Here is a 16,449-nt window from a genome sequence, read left to right on the forward strand (position 1 = left end):
CGTCAACCGCATTTTCTTTTCCGCCACCGCAATGGGGTGTAACTCAACGCTGCCTATAACACTCTTCAGTTTCTCGTAGGATATGCCTCCAGGTCGCAGAATCTTGGGGATTGGAGTTGTCATGTCGATGACGGTTGATTCGACGCCGATTTTGGTGGGTCCTGCATCTAACACGATGTAGATTCTTCCGGCAAGGTCATTGATCACGTGTTGCGCCTCAGTTGGACTTGGTTTGCCAGCTAGGTTTGCGCTGGGGGCTGCAATGGGAGTGCCTGATTCCTTGATGAGAGCAAGGGCTACCTTGTTGCGTGGCATCCTGATCCCAATGGTGTCTAAGCCCACAACGGTTATATCTGGCACTAGACTCGATCGCTTCAAAATCAAAGTTAGAGGCCCAGGCCAAAATTCAGTCATCAGTTTCTCCGCAACGTCTGGAACATCACTTGCCAATTTGTACACGTCTTTTTTGTTGGCGACGTGAACTATTATCGGATTGTCTGCTGGACGCTCTTTTGCCTTGAATATCTTAGCTACCGCAACTGGGTTCAAGGCATCAGCACCGAGTCCATATACTGTCTCAGTTGGAAAAGCTACCAAGCCGCCTGCTCTGATCATTTTCGCCGCAATTTGGATGATTTCGGCTTGAGGTTTTTCAGAGTTGACTTTGACCCAAAGCGTGCCCTTTACCTTTCTCCCAACACTCTTCCGTTTCAAGGCAGTTCTTTCGCCAGAAACAGGCATCGTCTAGCCAAAAACTCCCAAAAGCGTTGCGAAGCCTACGGATGTGATCTTCGTGTTGTGCGTGGGAAGGGGATGGAGTCAAATACGCTTTCTAGGTTAAGCATCCAAGCTAATAGGCGTTCAACTCCCATTCCGAAGCCGGTGTGCGGCACGCTGCCATACCGCCTGAGGTCGATGTACCATTCGTAATCTTCAGGCCGCAAGCCAAACTCCTGCAGGTTCCTTAACATCTCCTCTTTACTGTCTACACGGGCGCCGCCAGTTGACAGTTCGCCGATTCGGGGAACAAGAAGATCTGCAGACATCACGGTTTCCGGTCGGTCTGGATAGGCTTTAACATAGAACGCCTTGATCTTTTTTGGATACTTGTACACAAACACTGGCCCCCCAAACTCTTGCGTTAAGACTTTCTCCTCGTTGAAGCCGAAGTCTTCTCCCCACTGTATCTGGCAGCCTGCTTTCTGCAATCGCTGAATCGCCTCGTCATAAGTTATTTTCGGGAAAGGGGTCTTGATTTTGGCGAGCTCCTTGGGATCTAATCCCAACGCTTCGAGATGCTTCTTGCATTTTCGTGCAGCACTCTGGCAAATGAAGCTCACTAAGCCTTCTTCCAGACGCATGAGGTCATCGATCGTTGAGAAAGCTTCTTCCGATTCAACGTGCCAATACTCTGTCAAGTGCCTAATCGTTCGACTTTTCTCCGCTCTGAATGAAGGTGCCACACAGTACACTTTTTCCAAAGAGTAGATCAGGACTTCTAGATGCAGTTGGGCGCTTTGAGTTAGATACATGACGTCGTCAAAGTATTTTACACCGAACAACGTGGCGCCGCCCTCAACCGCGCTCGAGATGAACATGGGCGGAGAAACCTCAGCAAACCTTTGTTTGTCGAAATACTCATGAACATACTTCAAGACTTCGCTTCGTATTTTCATGATGGTGTTCATTTTGCGGCTTCGCAGCCACAGGTGACGTACGTTTCGGAGAAATTCCTCACTCTTGTCCTTAGCTATAGGGAAATTCTCAGCCAACCCCATGATTTCTAGTTTGTCTACCGCGATTTCATGCCCGCCTGGAGCCCGCTTGTCCAATTTGACAGACCCAGCCAAGGTAATAACAGATTCTATGGTTGCTTTCTCAGCTTCTGCCCACGCTGGGCTGTCCTTCTTGATTACGGTTTGGATGATGCCAGAAGCGTCTCTTATCACGAGAAAAATCGTGTCCTTGCTTTCACGTTTACGGTAGACCCATCCACGCATCTCGACTTTCTTGCCTTTGACCTTGCCACTTAGGATGCTGTCTATGACAGTGTAGACCATGAACTAACTCGACCTTCAATATGCTACTTTCCCTTGACTTTTAAACTCTATCCCGCAGAGTGGACCTTAACCCTTAAATCTCCACGCAAAATGTCTATGGATGACTACAGCATGTCCATTGGAAAAAGCATCAGCAACGTCAGAGCACTGCAACTTTCGTTTATCGCCATAGCCACAGTCGTAGTTTTCGAAGGTATGGTTGGGCTGATTACGAACAGCCTGGCCATAATAGGCGACTCGGCGCACGCCCTGCTCGACACAGTAACCACTCTCATTCTTCTCGTAACTACCAAACTCTCCATGAAACCACCAGACGACGAACATCTCTACGGACACGGCAAAATCGAACCTATAGGCGGCTTGATCGGAGGTGTGGCACTCATCGGCTTGGCGGCCTACCTTTTCTATGAAGCAGCAACGCGAATCTATACAATTACTTACTTCGCAAGTGCTTTTGTACGCCATGAACCGATCGGCTTCGCAGCTGTTGCTTACACGTTGGCTGTCGATTTTTTCAGAATAGGAACCCTGTGGGGCAGAGATAAAGGCAGCGTTACTATAAAGGCTAGCCTTTACCATGCACTTTCAGACTTCGCATCGACCATGATCGCACTCTTGGGTTTCGGACTTCTTTTTCTTGGAGTCGACGATAGAGTTGACGCGACCGCCTCCATAGTCCTGAGCTTTTTGCTAGTTTATCTCACGATTGGACTCGTTCGAACCAGTGGCGCAGAGCTAAGCGACCAGATACCGAAAAGCACAGTCGCTGAAATCAGAAAGGAAATCATGGGCACTAAAGGGGCTCACATGTGCAAAGATTTGAAGGTGAGAAAAGTTGGCACCAAAACTTTCGTGGAAACCACAATATGTGTACCCAGCGCTATGGAACTGGCTGAGGCACATGACGTTGCGTCACAGATAGAGAACAACATAACTCGCCTTTACGGCGACTCTTCCGTGACGGTTCATATAGAGCCAGTTGGAGCTGATAGGGCTGTTGACAAACAGATTGAAGGCTTGGCAACAGCGGTTGAAGGAGTCAGAGGAGTTCACAACCTTACGAGCGTCTATACTAAAGACAAGTTATACATCACACTGCACGCTTTGGTTGACCCGCAACTTCCCATTGAGCAAGCTCATGACATAGCTGAGCGAATAGAAGCAAACTTGACTGGACAGATCACAGACATCGAAAACGTCACGGTTCACATCGAGCCGTTCACATCCACCCTACGTCGAGAGTTTGTAGTCGAAGAAGCGGATGTACGGAGGATTATCCGGCAAATAGTCGAGGCCCATCCAAATATCAGAAGAGCCAGAAGAGTTGTAACCTACGTCAGCGAAAAGAGACGCTATATTAACGTTGACTGCGTGTTTGACAAAGGCATTTCAGTCGAAGCTATGCACGACACGGTTTCACATGTTGAAGCCGAGATCAAGGGCAAATTCAAAGAAGCAGTAGTCACAATTCACGCAGAACCTTCGCCGTAGAAATCATATGCTTTGAGAAACCGAGTTTTTCAGGCTCTAAACCAAGAGCGTAGCCAACCATTTGAGACAAGTGTATCACTGGAAGGTTGATGTCGAATCCGGCTTGGCTCTGCGCTTTCTTCTGGTACAAGTCCAGCGAAATGTGGCAGAGTGGACACGGCGTCACCATCAAGTCTGCTTTTGCCTGTCTCGCATTGTTTAGATAGGTGGAAGCCATCTCAAACGCTGTGCTGCGCTGAACGAACAATATAGGAAAGCCGCAGCATTTTGTCTTACCGTCATATTCGACTGGTTCGCCACCCAGCGCCGTTATCAACCGTTCAAACGACGTGGGTTTCTCATGACTCTCATACTGCAATGCTTCAACTGGTCTAAGTATGTAACAACCATAGAATGGCGCAATCTTCAGGCCTTTTAACGGCTTGACCACTTGTTGCACGAGCTTGTCCAGCCCGTAGTCTTCAATCAACGCCCACAAAAGATGCTTTATCTTCACTCTGCCCTGATATTTCATGTTGATTTCAGCCAAAGCCTCATTCGTCTTCCCGAACAGTTTTGGGTCGTTGTCCAGTTGCCACTGCACTTGACGCATGACGCCCTGACATGTACTGCAAATCGTTAAGATGTTCAAGCCCATGTTCTCAGCCATGGCAAAGGTGCGTGCATTCAACACGGTGTTTAGGAAGGAGTTGCCTTCGTTTGTGACGCCTGCGCCGCAACACGATGCCGCCGTCAGCTCAACTAGCTCAATTCCTAGTTTCTGTGCGATCAAAGCTGTAGAGTTATAGAGTTCGGGTGCAGTTGATTTGGCAACGCAGCCTGGATAATATGCGTATTTCACTTCTCTTTCACCTCATGCGCTAAGCGGAATATTGAGCGAATCTCGTCGATTTTGGGCACAGGTCGGGGAAACGGTAAGGGCGCCTTGCCTTTAACAGCCATCTTCAGGATGAGGTCAAAGTCGCGGATAGTGGTCCAGCCCATGGTTCTTAAATACAGTGTAGCTTCGTTGAGCATGCCTGTGCGTTCAATTGAATTCATAAATGCGTTGACGTGGCGTGCGCCATGGCTTTCGTCACCTTGTTTGAACGACAAAGCTCTCAGTACAGAAATTGCAGCCACTGGTCTCACGTCTCTGGGACATTGTGACCAGCAGAAATAGCAGTGCGTGCACGCCCACAAGCCTAACCCAACTAATGCTGGAACCCTGTTTGCTCCAACTTTGTCTCGAGGGTCAGCGACTAGCCGATGAACTTTTGCCAGAGACGCTGGACCCGCGAAGTTCTTGTCAAAAATCCTTGAAACGCAGTCTGAGAAGCAGCATCCGCACATTATGCAGTCAGCTAATCTTCCTGAAACCTGTTGTTGTTCGTTTGTGAGCAGGTTTTCTTTGCTTGAGCCTTCTAAGGTATTGTCCCATTCAAGCCAAGGTGTTCCTCTATCGATTTCGCGCCAAAACTCGTTCATGTCGACGACTAGGTCTCTAATCAACGGCATGTTGTCCATGGGTTCAACCAGTACTTCGCCATGATTTTCCACTTCAGTCACGACGCGTGTCTTGCACGCCAACTTAGCGAGGCTGTTGACTTTCATGGCGCACGAGCCGCAGATGCCGCTTCGACACGATCGCCTAAAGGAGAGCGACGCGTCCTGTTCGTGTTTGATGTCTTCAAGCGCGTCGAGCACGGTCATGCGATTGTCGATCTTTACACGATACGTTTCATAACGACGGCTTGCGTCTCTCTCTGGGTTGTACCGCAAGATTCGAAAAACCGCTTCTTGAGCCGTCATTTTAGTAACCTCTTGCTTCAGGTTTGAAGCGGGTGATCGTTACAGGCTTGTATGAAAGTTTGGGGCCATCGGCAGTTCGGACTGCTAAAGTGTGCTTCAACCATTTGTCATCGTCCCGCTTCGGATAATCAGTGCGATGATGAGCCCCTCGGCTTTCCTTCCTCGCCAAGGCGCCAGCTACAATAACCTCAGCCAAGTCTAGCTCGAAGCCTAGTTCCAAGGTTTCAATCAAACTTGTGTTGAATTTGCGGCTTGAATCCATGACTGAAACTGTTTCAATCTGACGCTTCAAGGCCGCTACGTTTTTGACAGCGGTTTCCCCATCGCGTTTTTGTCTGAAAATGCCTACTTTGTCAAACATCGTGCTGCCCATTGCTCTCTTGATTTCCGAGGCTTTTACCCCGTCTTTGCGATTTAGCAACGTCTCGATGCGTTTCTGCTCGTTCTGCAGAGGTTTCTCAGGAAAACCGGTAGCCGAAGCTTCTTTCGCATATTCTGCCGCTTTTGCTCCAGCTCGTTTACCAAACACAACTGTGTCGAGCAGAGAGTTGCCGCCTAAGCGGTTGGCTCCGTGGACGCTTATGCAAGCGCATTCGCCTGCAGCGTAGAGCCCTTTAACTGGCGTCACCCCATTCATACCTGTGGGAACGCCCCCCATGGTGTAATGTTGCGCTGGCTGAATAGGGATGGGCTCCTTTACGGGATCGACTCCCGCAAAGTAGATGGCTAACTCTCGAATCGTAGGGAGACGCTCGTTGATTTTTGCCTCACCCAGATGGCGCAAGTCCAAGTGCACGTATTCGTTTGCGAAGCCTCGGCCTTCTGTGATCTCGGTTTCTATGGCGCGGGCAACAATGTCTCTGGGAGCTAACTCCATTTTGTCAGGCGCGTACTTTTTCATGAAGCGTTCGCCCTGAGCGTTGACTAGGTAGCCGCCTTCGCCTCTGGCGCCTTCGCTTACAAGAATGTTAGAACCATAAAGCGTGGTGGGATGAAACTGCACGAACTCCATGTCTTCAATGGGAATGCCAGCATTATATGCCATGGCAATGCCGTCGCCAGTTGTTGAAAGCGAATTTGAAGTCTTGTTGTAGACTTGCCCAGCGCCACCAGCAGCCAAGATAACAGCCTTGGCTTCGACAGCATGAACTTCGCCGGTCACGATTTCGATGGCGGTTAATCCCTTGCAGACATTGTCTTCAACAACTAGTGAAGTGGCAAACCACTCCTCGTACATCTGAACGCCGTTCTTGCGCGATTGTTCAAAAATCGTTGTCTGCAACACATGCCCAGTTTTGTCAGCGGCAAAACACGTTCGCGGAAAACCTGCTCCCCCAAAAGGACGCTGAGCTATCCTGCCATTGTCAAAACGGGTGAAAAGTGCGCCCCAGTGTTCAAGTTCAATTATGGCTCTGGGCGCATCTTTGCACATGACTTCAACTGCATCTTGGTCGGCTAGGTAGTCGCTGCCTTTGATTGTGTCAAAGGTGTGTTTCTCCCAGCTGTCGTCTTCGCCTAGAGGGGCGTTTATTCCGCCCTGTGCTTGATCTGAATGCGAGCGCACTGGGTGTAGCTTCGACAGAACAGCGACGTCTGCGCCTTTTTCTCTGGCTTCAATCGCAGCTCGAAGTCCAGCTAGTCCGGCTCCAACCACAATTACGTCATGTTTTATCATGAAGAGAAACCTAACCCCTTCCTCAAGATTTAGTGGAAAAGCTCTATTAAAGCTATGACACTGATTCATCAGCAACAGGCAATTCAACGATAGGAGCGCCAGAGAGTTGCCAACAAAATCAATCAAGATGGCCCCCATCGGCTACGTGCGCCGAGCATCAAAAAACGAAAATGTCAAAGATCGAAGCCTAGTCTGTCGAATCGTTATACGCAAAGATCTGATTGAAGCACTTGAGGGCGTCGAAGATTTCTCTCACCTATTCGTCATATTCTACATGCATAAGATAAGAGACCGAGAAAAGGCACTGAAGGTGCACCCACGAGGAAGAACGGATCTGCCTTTGCTTGGCGTTTTCGCCACTCGAACAGCTCTCCGCCCTGATCCCATAGGCTTAACCTTGGTTGAACTCCTAGAGCGCAAAGGCAACATTCTGTATGTGAAGGGTTTGGATGCTCATGACCAGACTCCGGTCTTGGACTTGAAGCCCGCGGACAGCAGAGATCTGCCGGGAAGTGTAAGAATTCCGAAGTGGCTCGAATTCTTGGAGAAAGAACCGGCTGAGACTCGAAAAGCTGATTTGAAACGATGCGCAGATGAATTATGAGGCGAGTGTTATGAGCGAGCGCAAACTCAGTGATGAGGAATCCTTTGAATTAATTCTGTCGGTTCTTAAGGCGGCGGGCAAGCCCTTGACAACGAGGGATGTTGAAGGTGAAATCAGAAAGCGCTTGGTTTCATGTCCTGACAGTTTGCCAGTGCTTTTGAATAGGTTGAGGTTGAAGGGTCAGGTTAAAGGTCAACTGTCGCCTGAGCACAGAGGATGGATTTGGTGGACTGAGGAAAAACGTTAGCCTGTCCATGAAACGATTCTGTTGTGCTCGTTCATCAGAAGGTCGACCCATTGTTTGTAATCGATTAGTTTGACCTCTTTGTTGACTTTCTTTAGTAATCCTCTTGCTTCAAGATCGGCTTTCAGGGAATACACGCCTATCTTGCTTTTCACAAGTTCATCGCAATATTCCTTCATCGTGACAGCAATACTTGCGTCTTGAATATGCAGGACAGCAATGCTTTCGCCTTTCCTGCTTAGCTTCTCAGCTATCTGGAATATTGACTCGTGGGCTTCGGCTGTGGCGGGTCTGCTTAGAATGATTAGCATAGGGCATTGTTCCTCCTAGAATGTTATCACGGAATCGCACTGGGCAAACAAGTCTGCTGTCTCATCGAGTGTCAGCGTCTTGACCTTGCAGTTGCCTTCCAAGTCGTCGTTCTTCACGCTTCTTTGATTCAAGGAATCAGAAAGAACATGAACACCGATCAGGTCGACAATTGCTTTCAATCGTTCCGCAAATGACGTGAGACCCACGGTTTCGGGTGTTTGATTCTTCACAAGGCAGTAAACTCCATCGTCAACGAATAGAATTTGAGGCAGTACGTCCATGGCTATCATGGCGGTGGCCATGCGAAGCCCTTCAGTTGCCCTTCCCCCTCCGTAAGGAGCGCTTTTAATGACCAGAAGGATCTTACTTACCAATGTGTCTTATCACCTTGTTTCTCATCCAAATGCTACAACTCGATCATGCTGCTCCATCAGTTCAGCTAACCTTCCCAAGCTGCTCTCAACTACGCCCTCGATAAAATCGCTCTTAGTTTCAATGCCTCTGAGCCTTGCGCTTTCTCTGCAAGCATGAACATGAACTCCTGCCTTGATTAGCTCAGCGATTTTGCCAGCGGATGTTTGCTTTGCTAGGAGATTGTAAGTGGCGTCTACGTCGCAGAAAATAGTGACCTCATGGTTCATTTCAACCGCGGCCTTTGACAAGGCATACACGGTGTTGGTGTTCTGAGACTCGGGTGGAGAGAACAAGATGATGAGGAGTTTCGCCATCGTGAGTCCCTATTGAAAGTTGAAAGATGCCTCTTGTTCTTATATTTAACCACATGTACAATTTGGATGAAGGTGCTGCCTTATGGTTTTAAAAGGGTTACACTTTCTCCTGACGTACCAGTGCACGCAGGAGTGCGACCATTGCTTTGTGTGGAGTAGTCCGAGTTACCTTGAAACCATGACGCTCACGCAGATTCGCGAGTTGCTTAAAGAAGCAAAGAAACTGGGAACGGTTGACATGATTTGGTTCGAAGGAGGAGAGCCCTTTCTCTACTATCGGACCTTGATTAAGGGAATTGAGGAGGCTAAGAAGCTGGGTTTTAAGGTTGGGGCGCTGTCAAATGCTTACTGGGCTACGAGTTTTGAGGATGCAGTTGAATGGCTACGCCCACTAGCAGAGTCATCCATCGCTAGCCTAGGGTTGAGCAGCGATAACTATCATGGAGAAGATTCGATGGCTGAAAGAGTGAAAAACGGTGTTCTAGCAGCTAAAAAACTCAACATACCTGTTGGAATAATGGCCACCACAGAAATGCCGCCGAAACTTGCGGAACTGCCCGGCGGCGCCAGCGAACTCTTGTACCGAGGGAGAGCAGCCAAGAAACTGCTGAAGGGCGCTCCCAGAAAGCCCTGGTTAGAATTCAACAAGTGCCCACACGAGAATTTAACTGCTCCCGAGAGAGTACACGTAGACCCGCTTGGATACATCCATGTATGCCAAGGACTCGCCATTGGAAACTGTTGGGAGAAGCCCTTGTCAGAAATCATTCAATCTTACGATGCGACATCTCATCCGATTATCAAATGGCTTGTGGAAGGCGGTCCAGCAGCCTTGGTTCAGCGACTCGGTTTGTCTCAAAAACGAAGCTACGCAGATGCGTGCCATTTATGCTACGAAGCTAGACTTAAGCTAAGGTCAAGGTATCCCGAGTGGTTGGCACCGGGGCAGATGTATGGAGAAGGACTTAAGTAAACTCTGACCTCGAGCACTGGCGCTTAAATAGAACAAAAGAGGAGGAATTGAGGTTTTACTTGGGTCGCATTTTGAGCAGTGTTTCCCATTTGTCAGCATGCTCTTCTTCAGTGGCAAGGATTTTTTCAAGCATTAACCGTGTCGTAGTGTCGCCGATTTCTCTGGCGATGTCAATCTGAGCCTTGTACAATCGTATGGCTTCATACTCGGTTGCCAAATCGTCTTTGATCATCTTTTCGAGTGTGCCGCCAACTTTGATCGGATTCGGCTTTGTGGTGGGCACGCCGCCTAAGTAATTGATTCTGTCTGAGAACTCCTCCAAATGCTGCATTTCGTCGAGGGCTGTTTTCTCAAACATCTCTGATATAGCTGGACTGTTGATGCCTTCAGCCATCACGTGATGGTAGGAATACTGCACAATAGCTGTTATTTCCCGTGCTACGCCTTTGTTCAGTTCGTCAACCAGTTTTTTGCGCTGCTCTTTGGTCAGTAAAATGCTCATTGTACCATTTCCTCAACAAGACTGAATAACAAACTTGCCCAGTTTCAACTATTATGCTTTTCCATATACTGGAATACACGCGCCGCTTGTCACTTTCGACGAGTCTGACAACAGGAAAAGTATGACTTCGGCTATGTCTTTTGGGTCAACCCATTTTGAAAAGTCGGCTTTTGGAAAATTCCGTCTATTATCGGGTGTGTCAATTGTACTTGGCATTATGCAGTTAACGTTTATGTTATGGTTCCTCACCTCTTCAGCAATGGTCTCCGTTAGGATTATGATGCCAGCCTTTGAAACAGCGTAGGCCCCTGATTTGGCGCGACGACCTTTCTCCACTGCCGTTCTAGATGACACGCTGACTATTCTGCCATAATTCTGTCCCATCATGTGAGGCAGAACGGCTTTGGTGCAGAGAAAAGCAGATTTGAGGTTGACGCTCATCATGAAGTCCCATTGACTCTCATCCGTGGTTGATATGTCGCTTCCACCGGCATAAGCACCTGCGATGTTGAGGAGATAGTCTATTCGTCCATGCCTCTCTATGGCTTTCTTGACCAGGCTTTGGACACTCTGCTCATGAGTAACGTCTGCTTCAATCCCGGTCACATTCTCCTTTAATGCTCCTACGAACTTGAAGAGATCGTTCAACTTGTCTTTGTTTCGATATGTTGCGACAACCTTAACCCCGTTTTCAAGAAGCATTCTTGTAACGGTTCTTCCCAATGTTCCAGTCGCGCCAGTGACTAGGGCTACCTTGTTCTGCAACAATTGAATTCGCCTTAGCTAATACTCCCATGGGCACCGTTTAACATGCTTGTGGTCGCTGGGCGACACTGAAAACCTATAACAACACCAAGCCATACTTCTCATATTCGAACCAGACAGGTGCACGCCTTACTTGCTCATGTTATGTAACTCGATGACTCGTAAACTCGAGGAGTTTCAATCAGCAGATGGCAACAGAGTAAGTGTTTACACCTGTGGGCCTTCGATTTATCAGCTGCCGCACATTGGTAACTATCGCACTTTCCTCTACGAAGACATTCTGTTACGCTACCTTGAATACTTGGGATACAGCGTGGATCGAACACTTTTCATAACCGACGTTGAAGACAAAGCCATCGCAGAAGCAAAAAAACAAAACATGCCACTAAGGAAATTGACACAAAGCAACACCAGAGCTTTCCTAGACGAATTAAAAAAATTGGGGGCAAAGAAACCCAAGCATATTGCCAAGTCTTCTGCAAGCGTAACCCAAGCTGTTCACATCATCGAGACACTGTTGAAACAAGACTACGCCTACTGGCACAAGGGCAACGTTTACTATGATGCCTTGACGTTCAAAGACTTCGGCAAACTCTTCCGCTTAGACATGAGTCGCTGGCCAAAAAGGAAGAAGCGTTTTCATAAAGACACCTATCCGGGCAACCGGTGGAATCTCGGCGACTTCATACTCTGGCACGGCTACCGAAAAGGCGACAAGGTTTACTTTGACACAAATATTGGAAAGGGAAGACCCGCTTGGAACGTTCAGGATCCAGCTATGGCGCTTCAGACTCAGGGTTTAGGGGTAGACATCTACTGCGGCGCCGTAGACAACATGATTCGACATCACGACTACGTGATAGCTATTGCCGAGGCAATTACAGGCAAGCAGATAGCGAGATTCTGGCTTCACGGCGAACACCTTTTTGTTGATGGAAAGAAAATGTCGAAAAGCTTGGGCAACATAGTCTACCCAAAAGACTTGATTGAACGAGGCTGCAAATGGCAACACATACGGTTCTTCCTCATCAACGGCTACTACCGCAAAAGACTGAACTTCACATTCGCTAAATTCAAGAAAGCCTGCGATCGATTACACAAGTTCAAGGATATGGTTCACGAGCTTCAGAAAGTCAAATCAACGCCTAGCAAGCCTCACAGGAAAGCCCAGACGTTGATAGACAAGCTGAAAAACGACTTTGAGTCGAACATGAGCAACGACCTTCATGTTAAAGATGCTTTTGACTCTCTTTTCGAAACAGTCTTGAAACTGACTCTATTGGCAAAACGAGGGAAGATAGGCGCCTCAGACGCACAAAAGGCAGTGGCAGCCCTGAAGGACATAGATCAAGTTCTGCAGATCATCTTCTAAGGAGATATTTCACAAAGATGACTGCGCCTCAGCACAGAATCATCTTCCATGTAGACATGGACCAGTTTTTCGCTGCTGTTGAGGAGAAGCTACGCCCTGAGTTGAAGGGCAAACCTGTTGTGGTAGGTCATGATCCAAAGGGCGGAAAAGGTCGCGGCGTGGTCAGCACATGTAACTATGAAGCGCGAAAATACGGAATAAAATCGGGCATGCCCATTGCCAAAGCTTGGAGGCTTTGTCCAACTGCTGTCTTCCTGCCGGTTAACATTCCTCTATACTTGCAGGTTTCGTCGCGGATCATGAGCATTCTGAGCTCCTTTGCCGACAAGTTCGAGTCTTGGGGCATTGACGAGGCCTTCCTTGACGTGAGTTCCAAGGTTAGAAACTACGAGGAAGCTAAGCAACTGGCGTTGCAGATTAGGAAGGAGATTCATGAAAGAGAAGACTTGACATGCTCCATCGGTATTGGACCGAACAAGCTTGTGGCTAAGATTGCCAGCGACATGCAGAAACCTGACGGCTTGACGATGGATGAAGAAAAAGATGTTAAAGCATTCCTTGAACCATTGGATATTGACAAGCTGCTGTGGGTGGGCAAGAAAACCGCTCGCAAAATGAATGCTCTTGGAATCAGATCCATAGGCGACTTGGCTCGTTACGATCCTTCGGTCTTGGCTGAGAAATTCGGAGTCATGGGCACGCAGTTGTATTTGTATGCCCATGGACTAGATTCTAGCGAAGTTGGATTCAAAGGCGAAGTCAAGTCCATCGGCAGGAACATCACTTTCGAAAAAGACACATCAGACTGGGACTTTGTGCTCAAAGTTCTTGACAAACTATCTGAGGAAGTGCACAAAGAAGCCAAGGAGAATAATGTTCTCTTCAAAACAGTCACGATAACTGTTCGTTACGAAAACTTCGAAACCCACACTCACAGCAAGACCTTGCCGTTTCTAACAAATAGGCTTGAGGACTTCAAGAAAACAGCGCATGAACTTATGCAGCCCTACCTACGACCCGAACGGAAGATACGCCTTGTCGGTGCACGAGTGTCCAGCCTAGTTTCAGCTGAGAAACAGACAAGACTTATTTAGCTAGCTTCTGCTCTTCTGAAGTTTTTTATGCTCAAATAAACAGAAATAGATGAGTGAGGGAACACTGATTTGGAAGCATACGTTCTCATAGACGCTGAGCCGGGCTCGATTTGGGAAGTCGCTGAAGCAGCGGTTAAGATCAAGGGAGTCAAGAAGGCACACGCGGTAACGGGACAATATGACACAGTGGTTTTTGTGGAATTCCTGAAAATGGACGACCTTGGAAAGATCCTTGAAAAAATCCAAGGCTTAAAGGGCGTGCGTCGCACACAGACATTGATAGCTATACCGCCAACCATCAGAGAATAAGCAGGACATTGTTCTACTACCTCCTCTCGCCTTTTTTGTCAATAACCTGCATCTCCCGGAAACCTTTTTAACGCAGCGCTTCTTGACTTGGGCTTCAAATCACCGAGATGGCAGTTTGAAAGCATACATCATTCAGTTCCTATCCGGCGTTGCTCTGTCAGCTTCACTTCTATTCATTCCCAACCTAACCAAGGATCTAGGCGGAACTGAAAGCCACGCAGGAATCGTTGTGGCAGTTTACGCGTTAGCCATGTTCATTTCATCGTACCTGTTCGGACGGTTATCCGATATCCACAGCAGAAAATTCTTCATAAATCTAGGCTTGGCAATTAGTGCTGTGACCTTCCTTTTGCAGACCTTGACAGATCCGAATTTCGCATTCCCCTTTTTGGCTAACACGCCACTGCTAGCCTTGATAAGAGCACTTGCTGGTTTTTCGCTGGGCATTTTTCCAGCCGCCCTGATGGTTTACGTATATGACTCAGCAGGCCCTCTCGGCAGATTCGCATCTGTCGGTGCATTAGGATGGGCAGTGGGAACCTTTGTGGCGGGCGTAATAGCCCAAGCCACTTCTTACTACGGGATATTCATCCTATCTTCGCTTTGCTTTTGGATCGCCTTCATTCTCTCATTGACAATGAAACAGGTTGATGGACCGAAGCCATATGTGCCGTTCTTTCCAAAAGAAGTGCTGAAGCGAAACTGGCGCGTCTACGTTCCCTATCTGCTTAGGCACACTGGCGCCAACATCATATGGGTCATTTACCCACTTTACATCGTGAGTCTCGGAGGCGACAAATTCTGGGTTGGCGCAATATACACTGTGAACTTGGGCACTCAATTTATTGTGATGCTGTTCCTCGACCGATTTCAAGATAAGCAATTGATAAAGGCAGGGCTACTCCTAGCAATAATGACCTTCTTCTCGTTCACATTAGCTCAAAACTTCCTGCATCTTCTGCCCATGCAAGTTCTCCTAGCCTGCTCGTGGGCCGGCATGTATGTTGGCTCGCTGCTTTATCTCATGAAAAACAACGTTGAAAAAGCTACATCATCAGGCATTTTGAACTCGGTGATAAATGTCTCTCAAGTGTTTGGAGCACTCATAGGCGGCGCAGTTTCTCAACTATTCGGCGATTTCAGAGCCACAATGTACTTGGCGACAATAATGACGATTTTGGGATTCATCTTTTTCACTGTGGGCAGAAGAAGCGACTGAAGGCGCCAAGCAGCTTTTTGTGGCTACGCTTTGAACCATCTGAATATAAGATACCGAATCTTATCTGTCTCAGTGTCTGGGACTGCAATTATGAAGCGCTTGCGCACAGTTGTTGCAAGTCGGCCAGCTTTGACCAGTTCGGTGGCAGTTATCTTATCGTTCGCTTTTCTGACGGAGACCATAAAAGGCGCATGCTCAACACCTGGTCCTCGCTTGTACACGGCGAAGTCGCAGCCGAATTTTATTCCTGGCGTGACAATTAGCCCGTGGTCGCGGAGGTCTCGGTAAACTGTGTATCTCAGATCAAACTCTTCGTAGAGCTTGCGAGCTCTCTGTCTCAACTTTGCCAAGCTGACCGTTCTCTTCTTCGGAGCACCTTCTATGACGTGTAGGCTCTTTTTTTCAGCTAGGTACAGGCCTTCCATGAGGTCTAGGATGAGGGGCACGTTGAACTCCATGAGTTTGGGTTTCGGAATGCCAATTGGCTTGCCGTAATAGCCCCGCCTGTAAAGCTCCGAACCTTTAGCTGTGTCCCATACAACCAGAAAATTCTCAATAAATTCAGCTTGAGTTTGCTCAGTCATTTCGGTAGGTCGCCTTACTTCTATATGGCGAAAGCTAGGATGCGTGCCGCGTTTGAGGCATCTTCAGCCTTGTCAGCTATATCTTCCAAAAGCATCAAAACGTCCCTTAAGAGAAGAAGAGCAGGAATCTTGATTTGGCTGTTGAGAACTTTGACTTCCAACTCGCGGTACAGGTCGTCTACAACTCTTTCGGCAACCTCAACCTCGCGGGCTTTCTCCGCCGCTTTAGCTGCACCATAATTCAGCGTCATTGTGGTCTCTCGGAGTTTTGACACTGTTTCAAACGTAGCTTCAGACAGTCTGCACAATCCCTTCTTCACGTCTGCAGGCACTTTCCAGCCTCGCTCAACGGTTTCTAAGAGCCGAAACGCTATGCCTTCACAGAAGTCGGCGATTTCGCTCACAAGGCTGGTGAAGCGTAGAAAGTCTTCTCGACTTATGAGTATGGCGCCTATCTCAGCCAATTCCTGCGCCAGCCCTCGCCTGGCGATGTCAACCTCCTCCTCGGCTTTCCTTATCTCGGCGTGTAGTTGCTTCACCGAAGCTTTGTTACCTTTGACAAAATCGTCGCAGATCTGCGGCACCTTGCGCGTGATTTCCACAACCTTTCGCAAATGGTCTTGGCAGAGGCTTAAGGCTCTGCGTTTCACGCGCTCTTCTGTTTCAACTGGAAAGACCATGATCCTCTTCCCCCGACCGTAAGATAGCGGTAAGTTCTGAGACCTA

Annotated in this window: 20 protein-coding genes; 8 read left to right on the forward strand and 12 right to left on the reverse strand. The window is 48.2% G+C overall.

What is annotated here, in order from left to right; genetic code table 11:
• A partial coding sequence (locus VJ249_00020) for an L-threonylcarbamoyladenylate synthase (GenBank protein HKZ92951.1) occupies positions 1-714 on the reverse strand: 714 nt, incomplete at its 3' end.
• A gap of 62 nt (positions 715-776) precedes the next feature.
• Positions 777-2,060 (reverse strand): asparagine--tRNA ligase, encoded by a 1,284-nt coding sequence (gene asnS / locus VJ249_00025; protein ID HKZ92952.1) that lies wholly within the window; start codon positions 2,058-2,060, stop codon positions 777-779.
• A 111-nt stretch (positions 2,061-2,171) separates the two neighbouring features.
• Between asnS and VJ249_00030 the strand changes: the two genes are divergently transcribed.
• On the forward strand, positions 2,172-3,551 hold the full coding sequence (locus VJ249_00030) for a cation diffusion facilitator family transporter (GenBank protein HKZ92953.1): 1,380 nt from the start codon (positions 2,172-2,174) through the stop codon (positions 3,549-3,551).
• Here VJ249_00030 and VJ249_00035 read toward each other — a convergent pair.
• Genes VJ249_00035 through VJ249_00045 form a run of 3 tightly spaced genes read right to left on the reverse strand, consistent with a single transcriptional unit; the run spans position 3,523 to position 7,017 of the window.
• Positions 3,523-4,392, reverse strand: coding sequence for a CoB--CoM heterodisulfide reductase iron-sulfur subunit B family protein (locus VJ249_00035; protein HKZ92954.1), 870 nt, complete (start codon positions 4,390-4,392; stop codon positions 3,523-3,525). The two genes, VJ249_00030 and VJ249_00035, sit on opposite strands and share 29 nt — an antisense overlap.
• Entirely contained in the window at positions 4,389-5,342 is a 954-nt protein-coding gene (locus VJ249_00040) for a 2Fe-2S iron-sulfur cluster-binding protein (GenBank protein HKZ92955.1), read from the reverse strand. Before VJ249_00040 ends, VJ249_00035 begins: the two co-directional genes overlap by 4 nt.
• 1 nt (position 5,343) lies before the next feature.
• Entirely contained in the window at positions 5,344-7,017 is a 1,674-nt protein-coding gene (locus VJ249_00045; protein HKZ92956.1) for an FAD-binding protein, read from the reverse strand.
• Between the two features lie 106 nt (positions 7,018-7,123).
• Here VJ249_00045 and tsaA point away from each other — a divergent pair, with 106 nt between their 5' ends.
• Complete coding sequence (tsaA, locus tag VJ249_00050) at positions 7,124-7,621, forward strand: tRNA (N6-threonylcarbamoyladenosine(37)-N6)-methyltransferase TrmO (GenBank protein HKZ92957.1); 498 nt, start codon at positions 7,124-7,126, stop codon at positions 7,619-7,621.
• Positions 7,622-7,631: 10 nt separating this feature from the next.
• Positions 7,632-7,868 carry a hypothetical protein gene (locus VJ249_00055; protein ID HKZ92958.1) on the forward strand — a complete coding sequence of 79 codons (237 nt, stop codon included), beginning with the start codon at positions 7,632-7,634 and terminating at the stop codon, positions 7,866-7,868.
• On the opposite strand, the gene tusB is transcribed toward VJ249_00055, so the two are convergent.
• Genes tusB through VJ249_00070 form a run of 3 tightly spaced genes read right to left on the reverse strand, consistent with a single transcriptional unit; the run spans position 7,865 to position 8,905 of the window.
• On the reverse strand, positions 7,865-8,176 hold the full coding sequence (gene tusB / locus VJ249_00060; protein ID HKZ92959.1) for a sulfurtransferase complex subunit TusB: 312 nt from the start codon (positions 8,174-8,176) through the stop codon (positions 7,865-7,867). The genes VJ249_00055 and tusB overlap by 4 nt on opposite strands.
• A 15-nt stretch (positions 8,177-8,191) precedes the next feature.
• Positions 8,192-8,551, reverse strand: coding sequence for a DsrE family protein (locus VJ249_00065; GenBank protein HKZ92960.1), 360 nt, complete (start codon positions 8,549-8,551; stop codon positions 8,192-8,194).
• A gap of 21 nt (positions 8,552-8,572) precedes the next feature.
• Positions 8,573-8,905, reverse strand: coding sequence for a DsrE family protein (locus tag VJ249_00070; GenBank protein HKZ92961.1), 333 nt, complete (start codon positions 8,903-8,905; stop codon positions 8,573-8,575).
• A gap of 82 nt (positions 8,906-8,987) precedes the next feature.
• On the opposite strand from VJ249_00070, the gene VJ249_00075 reads away from it, so the two are divergent.
• On the forward strand, positions 8,988-9,878 hold the full coding sequence (locus VJ249_00075) for a radical SAM protein (GenBank protein ID HKZ92962.1): 891 nt from the start codon (positions 8,988-8,990) through the stop codon (positions 9,876-9,878).
• Between the two features lie 55 nt (positions 9,879-9,933).
• Here the strand turns inward: VJ249_00075 and VJ249_00080 are convergent, their stop codons facing one another.
• On the reverse strand, positions 9,934-10,380 hold the full coding sequence (locus tag VJ249_00080; protein ID HKZ92963.1) for a demethoxyubiquinone hydroxylase family protein: 447 nt from the start codon (positions 10,378-10,380) through the stop codon (positions 9,934-9,936).
• Between the two features lie 51 nt (positions 10,381-10,431).
• On the reverse strand, positions 10,432-11,148 hold the full coding sequence (locus tag VJ249_00085; GenBank protein ID HKZ92964.1) for an SDR family NAD(P)-dependent oxidoreductase: 717 nt from the start codon (positions 11,146-11,148) through the stop codon (positions 10,432-10,434).
• Between the two features lie 136 nt (positions 11,149-11,284).
• Between VJ249_00085 and VJ249_00090 the strand changes: the two genes are divergently transcribed.
• From VJ249_00090 to VJ249_00105, 4 genes are all read left to right on the forward strand, one after another.
• Positions 11,285-12,517, forward strand: a complete 1,233-nt coding sequence (locus VJ249_00090) for a class I tRNA ligase family protein (GenBank protein ID HKZ92965.1) — start codon at positions 11,285-11,287, stop codon at positions 12,515-12,517.
• Between the two features lie 17 nt (positions 12,518-12,534).
• Positions 12,535-13,611, forward strand: a complete 1,077-nt coding sequence (dinB, locus tag VJ249_00095) for a DNA polymerase IV (GenBank protein ID HKZ92966.1) — start codon at positions 12,535-12,537, stop codon at positions 13,609-13,611.
• A gap of 69 nt (positions 13,612-13,680) precedes the next feature.
• The gene (locus tag VJ249_00100; protein ID HKZ92967.1) at positions 13,681-13,920 is read left to right on the forward strand and encodes an Lrp/AsnC ligand binding domain-containing protein; all 240 of its coding nucleotides are present in this window, start codon (positions 13,681-13,683) and stop codon (positions 13,918-13,920) included.
• A gap of 115 nt (positions 13,921-14,035) precedes the next feature.
• Entirely contained in the window at positions 14,036-15,139 is a 1,104-nt protein-coding gene (locus VJ249_00105) for an MFS transporter (GenBank protein ID HKZ92968.1), read from the forward strand.
• A 23-nt stretch (positions 15,140-15,162) separates the two neighbouring features.
• Here VJ249_00105 and endA read toward each other — a convergent pair whose 3' ends face one another.
• Together endA and VJ249_00115 are read right to left on the reverse strand one after the other, a co-directional pair.
• Positions 15,163-15,723 (reverse strand): tRNA-intron lyase, encoded by a 561-nt coding sequence (endA, locus tag VJ249_00110; protein ID HKZ92969.1) that lies wholly within the window; start codon positions 15,721-15,723, stop codon positions 15,163-15,165.
• Between the two features lie 20 nt (positions 15,724-15,743).
• Complete coding sequence (locus tag VJ249_00115; protein HKZ92970.1) at positions 15,744-16,403, reverse strand: DUF47 family protein; 660 nt, start codon at positions 16,401-16,403, stop codon at positions 15,744-15,746.
• Positions 16,404-16,449 lie beyond the last annotated feature (46 nt).

It is taken from the genome of Candidatus Bathyarchaeia archaeon (assembly GCA_035283685.1).
Lineage (GTDB): Archaea > Thermoproteota > Bathyarchaeia > Bathyarchaeales > Bathyarchaeaceae > DATETJ01.

Excerpts from the sequence above, each read along its gene's own strand:
- VJ249_00090 (HKZ92965.1), top strand. The coding sequence starts at position 11,285 with ATGTTATGTAACTCGATGACTCGTAAACTCGAGGAGTTTCAATCAGCA.
- dinB (HKZ92966.1), top strand. The coding sequence starts at position 12,535 with ATGACTGCGCCTCAGCACAGAATCATCTTCCATGTAGACATGGACCAG.
- endA (HKZ92969.1), bottom strand. The coding sequence starts at position 15,723 with ATGACTGAGCAAACTCAAGCTGAATTTATTGAGAATTTTCTGGTTGTA.
- VJ249_00045 (HKZ92956.1), bottom strand. The coding sequence starts at position 7,017 with ATGATAAAACATGACGTAATTGTGGTTGGAGCCGGACTAGCTGGACTT.
- VJ249_00055 (HKZ92958.1), top strand. The coding sequence starts at position 7,632 with ATGAGCGAGCGCAAACTCAGTGATGAGGAATCCTTTGAATTAATTCTG.
- VJ249_00075 (HKZ92962.1), top strand. The coding sequence starts at position 8,988 with ATGGTTTTAAAAGGGTTACACTTTCTCCTGACGTACCAGTGCACGCAG.
- asnS (HKZ92952.1), bottom strand. The coding sequence starts at position 2,060 with ATGGTCTACACTGTCATAGACAGCATCCTAAGTGGCAAGGTCAAAGGC.
- VJ249_00030 (HKZ92953.1), top strand. The coding sequence starts at position 2,172 with ATGTCCATTGGAAAAAGCATCAGCAACGTCAGAGCACTGCAACTTTCG.
- VJ249_00115 (HKZ92970.1), bottom strand. The coding sequence starts at position 16,403 with ATGGTCTTTCCAGTTGAAACAGAAGAGCGCGTGAAACGCAGAGCCTTA.
- VJ249_00070 (HKZ92961.1), bottom strand. The coding sequence starts at position 8,905 with ATGGCGAAACTCCTCATCATCTTGTTCTCTCCACCCGAGTCTCAGAAC.
- VJ249_00080 (HKZ92963.1), bottom strand. The coding sequence starts at position 10,380 with ATGAGCATTTTACTGACCAAAGAGCAGCGCAAAAAACTGGTTGACGAA.
- tusB (HKZ92959.1), bottom strand. The coding sequence starts at position 8,176 with ATGCTAATCATTCTAAGCAGACCCGCCACAGCCGAAGCCCACGAGTCA.
- VJ249_00040 (HKZ92955.1), bottom strand. The coding sequence starts at position 5,342 with ATGACGGCTCAAGAAGCGGTTTTTCGAATCTTGCGGTACAACCCAGAG.